Source organism: Pseudomonas sp. S1(2024), from assembly GCF_046557535.1.
In genome coordinates, this window is record NZ_JBKGFP010000074.1 from 37435 (window position 1) to 51214 (window position 13780).

Annotated in this window: 15 protein-coding genes; 9 read left to right on the forward strand and 6 right to left on the reverse strand. The window is 65.1% G+C overall.

What is annotated here, in order from left to right; all coding sequences use genetic code 11:
* Positions 1-3: 3 nt before the first annotated feature.
* The 4 genes from ACLCGK_RS21040 to ACLCGK_RS21055 all read right to left on the reverse strand — a co-directional run bounded on the left by ACLCGK_RS21040 (position 4) and on the right by ACLCGK_RS21055 (position 2055).
* The gene (locus tag ACLCGK_RS21040) at positions 4-555 is read right to left on the reverse strand and encodes a hydrolase (protein WP_410952822.1); all 552 of its coding nucleotides are present in this window, start codon (positions 553-555) and stop codon (positions 4-6) included.
* A gap of 57 nt (positions 556-612) precedes the next feature.
* Entirely contained in the window at positions 613-1332 is a 720-nt protein-coding gene (locus ACLCGK_RS21045; protein WP_025338668.1) for a thioesterase II family protein, read from the reverse strand.
* Complete coding sequence (locus ACLCGK_RS21050; protein ID WP_003256222.1) at positions 1329-1550, reverse strand: MbtH family protein; 222 nt, start codon at positions 1548-1550, stop codon at positions 1329-1331. Before ACLCGK_RS21050 ends, ACLCGK_RS21045 begins: the two co-directional genes overlap by 4 nt.
* 103 nt (positions 1551-1653) lie before the next feature.
* Positions 1654-2055, reverse strand: coding sequence for a hypothetical protein (locus tag ACLCGK_RS21055; protein WP_015270832.1), 402 nt, complete (start codon positions 2053-2055; stop codon positions 1654-1656).
* A 240-nt stretch (positions 2056-2295) separates the two neighbouring features.
* Between ACLCGK_RS21055 and purU the strand changes: the two genes are divergently transcribed.
* From purU to ACLCGK_RS21085, 6 genes are read left to right on the forward strand one after another with little or no spacing between them, the layout of a single operon-like run.
* The gene (gene purU, locus ACLCGK_RS21060) at positions 2296-3162 is read left to right on the forward strand and encodes a formyltetrahydrofolate deformylase (protein ID WP_013973142.1); all 867 of its coding nucleotides are present in this window, start codon (positions 2296-2298) and stop codon (positions 3160-3162) included.
* Positions 3159-4070, forward strand: a complete 912-nt coding sequence (folD, locus tag ACLCGK_RS21065; RefSeq protein ID WP_410952823.1) for a bifunctional methylenetetrahydrofolate dehydrogenase/methenyltetrahydrofolate cyclohydrolase FolD — start codon at positions 3159-3161, stop codon at positions 4068-4070. The genes purU and folD overlap by 4 nt, the downstream gene beginning before the upstream one ends.
* Positions 4052-5293, forward strand: coding sequence for an FAD-dependent oxidoreductase (locus ACLCGK_RS21070; protein WP_100412867.1), 1242 nt, complete (start codon positions 4052-4054; stop codon positions 5291-5293). Before folD ends, ACLCGK_RS21070 begins: the two co-directional genes overlap by 19 nt.
* A gap of 12 nt (positions 5294-5305) precedes the next feature.
* Complete coding sequence (locus ACLCGK_RS21075) at positions 5306-5611, forward strand: sarcosine oxidase subunit delta (protein WP_054572077.1); 306 nt, start codon at positions 5306-5308, stop codon at positions 5609-5611.
* A complete protein-coding gene (locus ACLCGK_RS21080) occupies positions 5608-8511 on the forward strand; it encodes a 2Fe-2S iron-sulfur cluster-binding protein (protein WP_410952824.1) in 2904 nt (967 codons plus the stop codon). The genes ACLCGK_RS21075 and ACLCGK_RS21080 overlap by 4 nt, the downstream gene beginning before the upstream one ends.
* 3 nt (positions 8512-8514) lie before the next feature.
* Complete coding sequence (locus tag ACLCGK_RS21085; protein ID WP_410952825.1) at positions 8515-9120, forward strand: sarcosine oxidase; 606 nt, start codon at positions 8515-8517, stop codon at positions 9118-9120.
* 118 nt (positions 9121-9238) lie between these two features.
* Here ACLCGK_RS21085 and ACLCGK_RS21090 read toward each other — a convergent pair whose 3' ends face one another.
* Positions 9239-10123: a LysR family transcriptional regulator gene (locus ACLCGK_RS21090; protein ID WP_410952826.1), complete on the reverse strand. Its 885-nt coding sequence runs from the start codon at positions 10121-10123 to the stop codon at positions 9239-9241.
* Positions 10124-10268: 145 nt separating this feature from the next.
* On the opposite strand from ACLCGK_RS21090, the gene ACLCGK_RS21095 reads away from it, so the two are divergent.
* On the forward strand, positions 10269-11288 hold the full coding sequence (locus ACLCGK_RS21095) for an alpha/beta hydrolase (protein WP_024087356.1): 1020 nt from the start codon (positions 10269-10271) through the stop codon (positions 11286-11288).
* A 54-nt stretch (positions 11289-11342) separates the two neighbouring features.
* Complete coding sequence (locus tag ACLCGK_RS21100) at positions 11343-12065, forward strand: pirin family protein (protein ID WP_410952827.1); 723 nt, start codon at positions 11343-11345, stop codon at positions 12063-12065.
* 122 nt (positions 12066-12187) lie between these two features.
* Here the strand turns inward: ACLCGK_RS21100 and ACLCGK_RS21105 are convergent, their stop codons facing one another.
* The gene (locus tag ACLCGK_RS21105) at positions 12188-12484 is read right to left on the reverse strand and encodes a DUF1330 domain-containing protein (RefSeq protein WP_410952828.1); all 297 of its coding nucleotides are present in this window, start codon (positions 12482-12484) and stop codon (positions 12188-12190) included.
* A 78-nt stretch (positions 12485-12562) separates the two neighbouring features.
* Between ACLCGK_RS21105 and ribBA the strand changes: the two genes are divergently transcribed.
* Positions 12563-13684 carry a bifunctional 3,4-dihydroxy-2-butanone-4-phosphate synthase/GTP cyclohydrolase II gene (ribBA, locus tag ACLCGK_RS21110; RefSeq protein WP_410952829.1) on the forward strand — a complete coding sequence of 374 codons (1122 nt, stop codon included), beginning with the start codon at positions 12563-12565 and terminating at the stop codon, positions 13682-13684.
* The last annotated feature ends 96 nt before the right edge of the window (positions 13685-13780 follow it).

Genomic DNA, 13780 nt, shown 5'->3' on the forward strand with positions numbered 1-13780 from the left:
CGTTCAGGGCTGTTCACCGACCAGGTAGGTCTTGCTGATGTACCGGAACAGCGGGTGGCTGGCACTACCCATGAGCTCGAACAGAACCATTTCGCGGGTCACCACCTGCGCCCCCGCGGCCCGCATGCGTGCCAGCCCTGCGGCCTTGCTCGCCGGCGTACGGCTATCACAGGCATCCTCGACCACGAACACCTGCTTGCCCAGTGCCAGCAGGCCAAGCACGGTCTGCAGCACACAGACATGGGTTTCCATGCCACAGACAATCACTTGCTCGCGCGTCATCAGACTTGCTGGCAGGCACTCGGCGGCCACACAGGAAAAATGGCTTTTCTCCACCACCTCGGCGGCCGGCGCTGCGGCCAGCAGTTCGGCCAGGGTATGGCCCAGGCCTTTGGGGTACTGCTCGGAAATCACCGTCGGCAGTTCCAGCTCGTTCGTCGCTGCCAGCAGCCATCGGGCCCGCGCGCGGGTGCCTTCAGGGTCGCTCATGGCGCCGATGAGTTTTTCCTGGATGTCGACGACCAGCAGCGTGGCCTTGTGGGGATCGATCAGCATTGTCTGCCTCTTGCCTGGGAAAAGGCCTAGCCTCCCCCAGGCAAGCGGTGACGTCAATCAGGCGGACAGCCGAAGCGGTTGCAGCGACGCGGTCAGCGCAGCGAGCACCCGGTCTTCATGCTCATGGATGAAGAAGTGGCCGCCTGGGAACATCTGCAGCGAGAACGCCCCGAGGGTTTCCTTGCGCCAGGCCTGCAATTGCTCGTCACTGGCGCGGTCCTGCATGCCGCCCAACACGTGCAGCGGGCACTGCAACGCTGGCCGCTGGCGGTAGGCATAGGTACCACACAGCAGGAAGTCGGCGCGCAGGGTGGGCAAGGTCAGGCTCATCAGCTCGGCGTTGGCCAGCACTTCCTCGGGCGTGCCCTGAAGCTCGCGCAACTCGCCGATCAACTCGGCGTCGCTCTTGGGCTCGCGCCAGTTCTTGCCATCGTAGTCCTCGCGGCGGGTCGGCGCTGCGGTACCGCAGGCAAACAGGGCCAGTGGCGCCGGGCAGCCCAGCGCTTGCAGCTCATGGGCCAGCTCGAAGGCCAGCAAGGCGCCCAGGCTATGGCCGAGCAGCGCGTAGGGGGTGCTGGCCGCCAGGCGCTGTTCGGCAGCCAGTTGCCGGGCCAGGGCCTGCATGTCGGTGTGCAGTGGCTCGGCCATGCGAGCACCACGCCCGGGCAGTTCCACCGGGCGTACCTGCAGCCACGTCGGCAGCTTGCGCCGCCAGCGGCTGTAGACCATGGCGCTGGCCCCGGAATACGGCAGGCACAGCAGGTTCAATGCAGTCACTGGGCGGCGGCTTCGGCCATTTTCTGGCGCAGGCTCAGCGGGCGCATGTCGGTCCAGACTTCATCGATGTAGGCCAGGCAGTCCTTCTTCAGGCCGCTCTTGCCTACGGCACGCCAGCCGTTGGGGATGGCTTTGTAATCGGGCCAGATCGAGTATTGCTCTTCGTGGTTGACCACTACCTGGAACTGGATATCGTCGCGGTCGAAAACGGAAGTCATTGCCTGTCTCCTTGAGTGATGGGTGCCGCTGCGCGCCTGGCGCAGGGGGGCTTTCAAGTAGACGTGGCGAGTGGCGAAAAAATTAGTGGGGCTGACGCGGTCTTCAGGTATCCCGCAACAGGTCGTGGGTATCGAGCAAGCGGAAGGCCACCTGCGGGTTGCGCTCCAGCCCACGGCGGATCGCCGCCGGGATCGACTGCCGGGTCTTGCGGCATAGGCCGGGCTGGTCGTCCAGTTCGATGACGATGCCGCGCATGGTTCGCACTTCGTTGAAACCGGGGGCAATGTGCACGCGAATGCCGAGGTTTTCATACATCCGCTGCTGCAGGCGTTGCAGGTCTTCCAGGTCCTTGAGGTTTTCCAGGCGGTCGAGCAGGCGTTTCTCTTCCTGGCGGGTCAGCAGGAGGATGCGCTGAGCGGCCTGCGGGTGATCGACCAGGTGTTCGCGGCCGCAGTCGCAGGCGCCAGGGGGGCAAGGTTGGCGCAGAGGCGGTGTAGTGCTCATGGAGCAATCATAGCCTGTACCGGCCTATTCGCGGGTGAACCCGCTCCTACAGGTCCCGGCTAAAACTTTCCTGCCAGGCAAAAAAAATTCACAAACCTCTAGACCGTCACCCGACTCTTCGCCTATAAATCGCCTAAAGGAAATTTATATTCCTACCAAGAAATATTTCTTCGCCTCCACGCGAAGCCTCTTTTGCCCTTGTGCCCGACCTGCCCCACTCCATCACGAGGCCTATCCGACATGCATCCCGCTCCCGATCACTTCATCCTGCGCGTCAGTTGCCCGGCCGTGTCCGGCATCGTCGCCGCGGTGACCACCTACCTGGCCGAGCACGGTTGCTACATCAGCGAGATGGCGCAGTTCGACGACGAGGACAACGGGCGCTTCTTCATGCGCGCGGTGTTCCGCTACAACACCGGTGTCACGGGTGACACACCGCAGCTGGAAGCCGGCTTTGCCGATGTCGCCCAGCGCTTCGACATGCAGTGGAGCCTGCACAGCAGTGCCCGGCCGATGCGCGTGCTGCTGATGGTGAGCAAGTTCGACCACTGTCTGTCCGACCTGCTGTACCGCCATGCCAAGGGCGAGCTGGACATGCAGATCACCGCCGTGGTCTCCAACCACCTGGACCTGCGCCCGATGGCCGAGCGCCAAGGCATCCGTTTCGTCTACCTGCCGGTCAGCAAGGACACCAAGGCCGAACAGGAAGCCGCGCTGCTGCGCATCGTCGAGGACACCGGCACCGAACTGGTGGTGCTGGCGCGCTACATGCAGATCCTCTCCGACGACCTGTGCCGCCAGCTGTCAGGCCGGGCGATCAACATCCACCATTCGTTCCTGCCCGGTTTCAAAGGCGCCAAGCCTTATCACCAGGCCTACCAGCGCGGGGTGAAGCTGATCGGCGCCACCGCCCACTACGTCACCAGCGACCTGGACGAAGGCCCGATCATCGAGCAGGAAGTGCAGCGTGTGGACCATGCCTACGCACCGGATGACCTGGTAGCCATCGGCCGCGACACCGAGACCATCGCCCTGTCCCGCGCCGTGAAATACCACCTTGAGCATCGGGTGTTCCTGAACCACGACCGCACGGTGATCTTCAAATGAACGCCACTCCCAGTATCAAGCTGATCGACGGCAAGGCCACCGCGACGCGGGTGCTGGCCGAGGTACGCGAGCAGGTGCAAGAGCTGCGCCAGGGCGGCGTGCAACCGGGCCTGGCGGTGGTGCTGGTCGGCGCCGACGCTGCCAGCCAGGTGTACGTGCGCAACAAGGTGCTGCGTGCCGAAGAGGTGGGCATCCGCTCGCTGGAGCATCGCCTGCCCGCAGGCACCAGCCAGGCCGAGCTGCTGACCCTGATCGACCGCCTCAACCGCGACACCGAGGTCAACGGCATTCTCGTGCAACTGCCGTTGCCGGCCCATATCGATGAACACCGCATTCTCCAGGCGATCAGCCCACTGAAGGATGTGGACGGCTTCCACAGCGAGAACGTCGGCGGCCTGGCCCAGGGCCGCGATGTGCTCACCCCGTGCACGCCCAGCGGCTGCATGCGCCTGCTGCGCGATGCCTGTGGCGAACTGCATGGCAAGCATGCGGTGGTGGTCGGCCGCTCGAACATCGTCGGCAAGCCCATGGCCGCCCTGCTGCTGCAGGCCGACTGCACGGTGACCGTGGTGCACTCGCGCAGCCGCGACCTGCAGGCCTTGTGTCGCCAGGCCGACATCCTGGTGGCCGCAGTGGGCAAGCCACGGCTGATCGGTGCCGACTGGCTCAAGCCTGGCGCGGTTGTGATCGATGTCGGTATCAACCGCATCGACGAAGGCGGCCACAGCCGCCTGGTCGGCGATGTCGACTTCGCCGCCGCCCTGCCCCAGGTGGCCGGCATCACCCCGGTGCCCGGCGGGGTCGGCCCGATGACCATCGCCTACCTGATGAAAAACACCCTGCTCGCCCTCGACCTGCAACAACAGGCTGCCCACCAGGAGCGCACCCCATGCCTTTCGCCCTGCTGAAATACGGCCTGAGCGCCGACTACCCGGTAGAGGTCGACCTGCCACCGCCGTGCGAACTCAAGCCACGCTATGACGTGGTGATCATCGGCGGCGGCGGCCACGGCGTGGCCATCGCCTACTACCTGGCCAAGTACCATGGCATCACCAATGTCGCCGTGCTGGAAAAGGCCTACCTGGGCGGCGGCAATACTGCGCGCAACACAGCGGTGATCCGCTCCAACTACCTCACCAGTGAGGGTGTGCGCTTCTACGCAGAATCGGTGCGCATGTTCCAGAACCTGTCGAACGAGTTCGACTTCAACATCATGTATTCCGAACGCGGTCAGCTCACCCTCGCGCACACCGACGCCACCGTGCGCGCCTTCCGCCAGCGCGCCGAGGTCAACAAGCACTTCGGTGGCCGCACGGAAATGATCGACCGCCAGCAGATCCACGAACTGGTGCCAAGCCTGAACCTGGACCCGGGCCACCTGCCAGTGCTGGCCGGCCTGTGGCACATCGACGGCGCCACCGCGCGCCACGACGCAGTGGCCTGGGGCTACGCCAGGCAGGCGGCCAAGCGCGGCGTCGAGATCCACCAGCTGACCGAAGTGCAGGACCTGCTGATCCGCAACGGGCGCATCGAGGCGGTGAAGACCAACCGTGGCACCGTGCAGTGCGGTTGCGTGGTGCAGGCCGTGGCCGGGGCCAGTTCGCTGCTGATGGCCAAGGCCGGCATTCGTGCGCCGATCCACACCTACCCGCTGCAGGCCATGGTCACCCAGCCGTTCAAGCCGTTTCTCGACCCACTGGTGAGCTCCTCGGCGCTGCACTGCTACGTGCAGCAGACCAGCCGCGGCGAGATCGTCTTTGGCGGCGGCTCCGACCCATACCCGCTGTACAACACCCGCTCCACCCTCGACCTCAAGGAGAGCCTGCTGGCACACGCCATCGAGATGTTCCCGTTCATGGCCAACGCCAAGCTGATGCGCCAGTGGGCCGGGATCACCGACATGACCCCGGACTACAGCCCGATCATGGGCCTGTCGCCGGTGCACAACTATTACCTGGACGCCGGCTGGGGCACCTGGGGTTTCAAGGCCACGCCGATCTGCGGCAAGACCATGGCCGAGCTGGTCGCCAGTGGCGGCAAGGTGCCGGAACTGATCGCACCCTTTGCCCTGGAGCGCTTCAGCCGCTTCCAGCAAGTCAACGAAATGGGCGCCACCGCGGCCAGCCACTAAGGAGCGACGACGATGAAGATCCTGACCTGCCCCTTGAACGGCCCGCGCAATATCAGCGAGTTCACCTACGGCGGCGAATTCAGGCACATGCCCGACCCGGCCAGCTGCAGCGATGCGGAATGGGCCGACTATGTGTTCAACAGCGACAACCTTGCCGGCGTGGTGATCGAATGGTGGCTGCACAACGCCTCCAGCTACTGGTTCCTGGCCGAACGCCACACGGTGAGCGACCAGGTGCTGCGCACCTTCGACCCGAAAGAACTGTTCGACCGCCGCGTCGACTTCACCCCCGCCGCCACCCCGGAGATTGCCGGATGAACAGCCACACTCGCCTCCCCGCGCCCATGGGCCTGCTGATCGACCGCGAGCGGCCCCTGCACTTCCAGTTCGACGGCCAGGCCTGCCAGGGCTTTGCCGGTGACAGCATCGCCAGCGCCCTGCTCGGCAGTGGCCGCTGGCTGCTGTCGCGCTCGTTCAAGTACCACCGCCCGCGCGGCCCGCTGAGCATGGCCGGGCAGGATGCCAACACCCTTGTGCAGCTGCCGGACGAGCCCAATGTGCTGGCCGACCTGGAAGCCGCCCGCGATGGCCAGGTAGTCGAAGGGCAGAACTTCAACGGTAGCCTGACGCACGATCGCGACGCCTACCTGGGCAAGTTTTCGCGCTTCATGCCGGTGGGCTTCTATTACCGCTCGTTCTACAAGCCCAAGGGCATGTGGAAGGTGTGGGAGCCGCTGATCCGCAAGAAGGCCGGCCTGGGCGTGCTCGACCTAGGCTTCAGGCCGCAGTATTACGACAAGGCCTATCTGTTCGTCGATCTGGCCGTCATCGGCGCTGGCCCGGCGGGCCTGCGTGCGGCACTGGACGCGGCCAATGCCGGGGCCAAGGTGTTGCTGATCGAGCAACAGCCGGTACTTGGCGGCTCGCTCACCTACGCCCGCTTCGACATTGCCGGCACCCGCGCTACCAGCCTGCGCCAGGAACTGCTGGCTGCCGTCGAGGGCCACCCGAACATCCAGGTGCTGCTGGACGCCACCTGCAACGGCTGGTTCACCGACAACTACCTGCCGGTGATCCAGCACAAACGCCTGTACAAGGTGCGAGCCAGCCGCGGCCTGGTGGCGGCCGGTTCGTTCGACCAGCCAGTTGTGTTCCGCAACAACGACCTGCCGGGGGTCATGCTGACCAGCGCCGTGCAGCGGCTGATGAAGCTGTACGCGGTAAAACCCGGCCAGCGCGCGGTAGTCCTCACCGGCCACGATGACGGCTACCTCGCCGCCCTCGACCTGCAGGAGCAAGGCGTGGCCGTGGCCGCGGTGGTCGACATGCGCGCCGCGCCAGCCGATGCCGCACTGGCCGCAGAACTGAAGCGCCGCAATATACCCGTGCAGCTGGGTAGCACCGTGTACGAAGCCCTGCACGAAGCGGGCATGCGCCACGTGAGTGGCGTGGATATTCGCCCGATCACCGGCCAGGGCAAGGTCGGCCCGCATGGCCTGCGCCTGGCCTGCGACCTGCTGTGCATGTCGGCAGGCTACATGCCGGTGTACCAGTTGCCGTGCCAGGCTGGCGGCAAGCTGGCCTACGATGTGAACCGCGACGAATTCGTCATCAGCAACCTGCCGGCCGGGCTGGATATCGCCGGTTCGGTGAACGGCCGTCACGCACTGGGCAATGTGCTGGCCGACGCCACTCGCGGGGCTGCCGATGCGCTGGCAGCGCTGGGCCTGGAAGCGCCGGTGCAGCCAGTGTTCAGCGCCGAAGCCAAGGTCAACTTCACCTGGCCGATCTTCCCCCACCCCAAGGGCAAGGATTTCGTCGACTTCGATGAAGACCTGCAAGTGCGCGACATCGTCAACGCCACGCGCAGCGGCTACCGCGATGTGCAACTGGTCAAGCGCTTCTCCACGGTCGGCATGGGCCCGTCCCAGGGCCGCCACTCGGCGCTGCCGACCGCTCGCCTGGTGGCCCACGCCACCGGGCGCAGCATCAGCGAAACCGGGGTGACCACCGCCCGTCCACCGTTCCAGGCGGAAAAACTGGCCCACGTCGCCGGCCGCGCCTTCGACCCGTACCGGCAAACGCCCATGCACCGCCGCCACCTGGAAGCCGGGGCGAAGATGATGCCGGCCGGCATCTGGCAGCGCCCGGCCTATTATGGCAAGCCCGAGGACCGCGAACGCTGCATGCAGGAGGAAGCCCGCCATGTGCGCGAGAAGGTCGGCCTGATCGACGTTTCCACCCTCGGTGGCCTGGATGTGCGCGGCCCCGACGCCGCCGAACTGCTGGAGCGCCTTTACACCTTCGGCTTCGCCAAGCTGGCCATCGGCCGCACCCGCTACGCGCTGATGACCAACGAGCATGGCGTGGTGATCGATGACGGCGTGTGCGCCCGGCTGGGCGAGCAGCACTTCTACGTCACCGCCACCACCAGCGGTGTCGACCGCATCTACCAGCAGATGCTGAAGTGGAATGCGCAATGGCGCCTGGATGTGGACGTCACCAACGTCACCGCCGCCCTGGCCGCGGTCAACCTGGCCGGGCCGCTTTCACGCCAGGTGCTGGCCAAGGTGTGTGACGATGTGGACCTGTCGGCCGAGGCCTTCCCTTACCTCGGCGTACGCCAGGGCACAGTGGCCGGCATTGCCGCGCGCATCCTGCGGGTGGGCTTTGTGGGTGAACTGGGCTACGAAGTGCATGTGCCGGCGCGCCACGCCGAGCGCCTGTGGGATACCTTGATGCAGGCTGGCGCGGGGTTGGGCATTCGCCCGTTCGGCGTCGAGACCCAGCGCCTGCTGCGCCTGGAAAAGGGCCACGTGATCATCAGCCAGGACACCGACGGCATGACCCACCCGGCGGAGATCGACATGCAGTGGGCCATCGGCCGCAAGAAGCCATTCTTCGTCGGCAAACGCTCGATCGAGATCCTCGAAGCGCAGCCGCTCAAGCGCAAACTGGTCGGCTTCACCCTGCCCAAGGGCAGCCCGCAGCCGCTGGAGGGGCATCTGGTGCTGGACGGGGCGGACATCAGCGGCAACGTCACATCCTGCGAATACTCGCAAACCCTGGGACAGATCATCGGCCTGGCTTACGCCGGTGCCCATCAGGCCACGCCTGGCACGCACATCCCGATCCGCGTGGAGGGCGGTGTGATGGTCAATGCCAAGGTGGTGCCACTGCCGTTTCACGATCCCGACAACCTGCGCCAGGAGCTCTGAGCCATGACCAGTTTGCAAGCCAAAGCTTTTATTTCACCCGGCCCGCGGGCCGAACTGCTGCATACCTGCGCGTTGACTGACCTGACCGATCTGGCACGGGTCGGGTTTCGAGGGGGCGACAGTGCCGCTTGCCTGCAGGCGCGTGGCTACCGCTTGCCGTCGCTACCCAACCAGGCCGTGCGCCAGGAAGACAGTGGCTGGGTAGCACGCTTGTCGCAGACCGAGTACCTGCTGCTGGGCAGCCTGGCCGACGGCGGTGCACGGGTGGCTGCCGAAGAGGCTGGGGGGGTGCAGGATGCTCGGCGCAACTACCTGCTGCCGCGCCAGGATAGCCATGCCTGGCTGCAGCTCTCGGGAGTGCATTGCAGCGCGGTGATGGCCAAGTTGTGCGGGGTGGACTTGCGCGCCCGGGCGTTTCCCGTTGGGGCGGTGGCGCAGACCTCGGCGGCGCGGATCAACGTGATCGTGCTGAATGTGGGGAGCGATGAGAGGCCGGCCTTGCAGTTGCTGTTTGATCGGGCGTCGCTGGCGTATTTCCGTGAAGCGGTGCTGGATGCCATGGACGAGTTCGATGGTGGGTGGGTCGGGGTAGATGAACTGATGCGTTGACCTGCACCGGCCTCTTCGCGGGTAAACCCGCTCCCACAGGGTAATCACTGGGCTTGGGGGCTCTGGAGTACCTGTGGGAGCGGGCGTGCCCGCGAAGAAGCGCACTCGGTACCGAAGGTCAGAGCTGCACCAAGCGCTCACGCAGGAAGTTCACAAACCCCTGAACCGGCCGCGCCACCTGCCGGTGCTGGGGGTACACCGCCGACAACTGCAGTGCTGGCGGCTGCCACTCATCCAGCACTTTCACCAGTCGCCCATCCGCCAGCGCCTGTCCCACGATGAAGGTTGGCAGATAAGTCACCCCCATCCCGGCAATCGCCGCATCCCTTAGCAGCTCGCCATTGTTAGCCCGCATCCGCCCGACTACCTGGATCGCCTGTACCTTGCCGCCCTGGCGGAACTGCCACTGCACCTGCCGCGAATGACCATACGGCAGGCAATCATGCCCAGCCAGTTGCTCCGGCCTGGCCGGCACGCCCCGAGCCTTCAGGTACGCCGGGCTCGCACAATACACCCGCTCGACACTGGCAATGCGCCGCGCAATCAGGCTGGAATCCTCCAGCGCACCAATCCGTAGCGCCAGGTCATAGCCCTCGCCGATCAGGTCCACTGCGCGGTCGCTCAAATCCACCTCCACATCCACCTGCGGGTGCAACTGCAGGAACTCGGTCAGCAGGCACCCCAGGTGCGCCATGGCGAACGACAGCGGCGCACTCAGACGCAAGGTGCCACGCAAGGCCTGGGCCTGGCCGCTGATGTCGTGCTCCACCTGCTGCACTTCGCCGAGCAGGCGCAACGCCGACTGGTAGTAGTGCTGGCCCAGTGGCGTGGCATCCAGGCGCCGGGTGGAGCGGTTGAGCAGGCGCACGCCCAGGCGCTCCTCAAGCTGCATCAGGCGCCGGCTGACCGATTGCTTGGACATCCCCAGGCGGTCGGCAGCCGCAGTGAAACTGCCAGCTTCCATGACCTGGGCAAAGATCCGCATGTCTTCGTAAGGGTTCATTGTCTCGCTCTTGGTGACAGTCAAACGCTTTATAGCGGCTTTTTCCCATCAACGCATCTCCCTAATCTACGCACAAGTCGCAGCGATGGCCCTGAAGGCCAGGCAAGACGCCCACTACCAACATTCAACAGAAAAGGATTCGCTCATGAACATTGTCCACAAAACCCTTACCGCTTCCCTTCTGGCCCTGTCCGTTTCCAGCGCCTTCGCCGCTGGCAGCCCGGGTATCGAACAGCACACCCAGGCCTTCCTCGAAGCCCTGGAACAAGGCGGCGGCAAGCCACTGGAGCAGCTCAGCCCGAAAGACGCCCGCGCGGTGCTGACCGGTGCCCAGGCCTCGGTAAAGGTCGATCTCTCGGGTATCGAGGTGAAGGAACGCACCATCCAGGCCAATGGCGAGTCGATCAAACTGCAAGTGGTGCGCCCGGCCAACGTGAAGGGTGACCTGCCGGTGTTCATGTTCTTCCACGGTGGCGGCTGGGTGCTCGGCGATTTCCCGACCCACCAGCGGCTGATCCGCGACCTGGTGGTTGGCTCTGGCGCAGTGGCGGTCTACGTCGACTACACCCCATCGCCGGAAGCGCACTACCCGACCGCGATCAACCAGGCCTACGCCGCCACCCGCTGGGTGGCCGAGCATGGCAAGGAAATTGGCGTGGACGGCAAGCGCCTGGCCGTGGCCGGCAACAGCGTCGGCGGCAACATGGCGGCAGTAGTGGCCTTGAAAGCCAAAGAGGCCGGCACCCCGGCCCTGCGTTTCCAGCTGCTGTTGTGGCCGGTGACCGATGCCAGCTTCGAAACTGCGTCGTACAAGCAGTTTGCCGAGGGGCACTTCCTGACCACCGGGATGATGAAGTGGTTCTGGGACAACTACACCACCGATGCCAAGGCGCGGGAACAGATCTACGCCTCGCCGCTGCGGGCCAGCAGTGAACAGCTCAAGGGCCTGCCGCCGGCCCTGGTGCAAACGGCCGAGTTCGACGTGCTGCGCGATGAAGGTGAGGCGTATGCCCGCAAGCTGAATGCCGCTGGCGTGACTGTGACCTCGGTGCGCTACAACGGCATGATCCATGACTACGGGCTGCTCAACCCGCTGCATCAGGTGCCGGCCGTGCAAGCGGCCATGCGCCAGGCCGCCGGCGAGCTGAAAGTGCACCTGCAGTAACCTTATCCACGCATGCGGCAGGGCCTGGTGCCCTGCCGGTTCAGGAGGTCCGTCATGCTCACCGTTCGCAACGCCAAAGACCGCGGCCTGGCCTTTCATGGCTGGCTGAAATCGTTCCACACCTTCTCCTTCGGCCACTACCGCAACCCGGACGAGCAAGGGTTCTCGGACCTGCTGGTGATCAACGACGACCGCGTCATCCCCGGCAAGGGCTTTGGCCAGCACCCGCACCGCGACATGGAGATTTTCTCCTACGTGCTGGAAGGCGCGCTGGAGCACAAGGACACGCTGGGCACCGGCTCGGTGATCCGCCCGGGCGATGTGCAACTGATGAGCGCTGGCCACGGCGTGGCCCACAGCGAGTTCAACCACAGCCAGGTGCAGCCGGTGCACTTCCTGCAGATCTGGATCGTACCGAACGTGCAGGGGGCAACGCCGCGTTACCAGCAACAGCATTTCAGTGCCGAGGAAAAGCGCGGCAAGCTGCGCCTGATCATCTCGCCGGATGGCGCCGAGGGGTCATTGCAGGTACGGCAGAATGCGCGGGTGTATGCCGGCCTGTTCGACGGTGACGAGCGTGCCACCCTGAACTTGCCGGAAAACCGCCATGCCTACGTGCATGTGGCCCGGGGCAGCATCGAGCTCAATGGGCAATTGCTGAATGAAGGGGATGGGGTGCGGGTGAGGCAGGAACAGGTGCTGGAGCTGGGCAACGGGGTGGATGCCGAGGTGCTGGTGTTCGACCTGCGGCCGCATGAATTGCCGGGCATGCCTTGAGTTTCTGCTTCGACAGTAATGGCCCTATCGCCGGCAAGCCAGCTCCCACAGGTACTGCACAGGTCTTCAAGGCAGTGTTTAACCTGTGGGAGCTGGCTTGCCGGCGATAGGGCCAACAGCCATCACTCAGGGCTCAACCCTTCGACGATGATCACCTCAGCCTTCGCCACCCCCTGGCGATGGCTGCAAGCCTCCTGGTACAGCTCGGACCGGTAACACGCCAGCGCCTGCTCGTACGAATCGAACTCGATCACCACGCTACGCTGAGGGGTAGGCCGCCCTTCCATTGCCTCGCTACGCCCGCCACGGGCCAGGAAACGGCCGCCGAATGCCTTGAAGGCAGCCGGGGCGCGCTGGGTGTACTGCTGGTATTGCTCGGGGTCGTTCACGTCCACATGGGCGATCCAATAGGCCTTCATGCGCTGCTCTCCTGTTACGGCGATATTTGTGTATGATGGTATACCATAATAATCATCCCACCACAGTGAGCGTGCAACATGGCTTTCAACAGCATCGAAGAACTTCTCGAGGACTACCGGCAAGGCAAGATGGTCCTGCTGGTGGATGACGAGGACCGGGAAAACGAAGGCGATCTGCTGATCGCCGCCGAGCGTTGCGACGCCCAGGCCATCAACTTCATGGCCCGTGAAGCGCGCGGGCTGATCTGCCTGACGCTGACCGACGATCACTGCCAACGTCTGGGCCTGGAGCAGATGGTGCCGGCCAACGGCAGCGTTTTCAGTACCGCCTTCACCGTGTCGATCGAGGCTGCCACGGGCGTTACCACCGGTATTTCCGCTGCTGATCGGGCACGTACGGTGGCAGCGGCGATGGCCCCCAATGCCCGCCCGGAAGACCTGGTGCAACCCGGCCACATCTTCCCCCTGCGTGCCCGCGAAGGCGGTGTACTGACGCGCGCCGGCCACACCGAAGCCGGCTGCGACCTGGCGCGCCTGGCCGGGTTCACCCCGGCGTCGGTTATCGTCGAAGTACTCAACGATGACGGCACCATGGCCCGCCGCCCGGACCTGGAGGTGTTCGCTGCCCGGCACGGCATCAAGATAGGCACCATCGCCGACCTCATCCACTACCGCCTGAGCACCGAGCAGACCATCAAGCGCATCGGCGAACGCGAGCTGCCGACCGTGCATGGCACCTTCCGCCTGGTCACCTACGAAGACCGCATCGAAGGTGGCGTACACATGGCCATGGTCATGGGCGATATCCGCCGCGAGCAGCCGACCCTGGTGCGAGTGCATGTGATCGACCCGCTGCGCGACCTGGTCGGCGCCGAATACGCCGGCCCCGCCAACTGGACGCTTTGGGCGGCGCTGCAGAAGGTGGCCGAGGAAGGCGCCGGCGTGGTGGTGATCCTGGCCAACCATGAGTCCTCGCAGGCGCTGCTGGAGCGCGTGCCGCAGCTGACCCAGCCGGTGCGGCCTTACCAGCGTGGGCAATCGAAGGTGTACTCGGAGGTGGGTACAGGCGCGCAGATTCTGCAGGATCTGGGCGTGGGCAAGCTGCGCCACCTGGGCCCGCCGCTGAAATACGCGGGGCTGGCGGGGTATGAGCTGGAGGTGGTGCAGAGCATCCCCTTCGAGCCGGACATGGTCGGCTAAAACACCGAAGCAACTGACTTGGCAGGGCCCTGTAGGAGCGGGTTCACCCGCGAATGCGATGGTGAAGCCACCAACGCATTCGCGGGTGAACCCGCT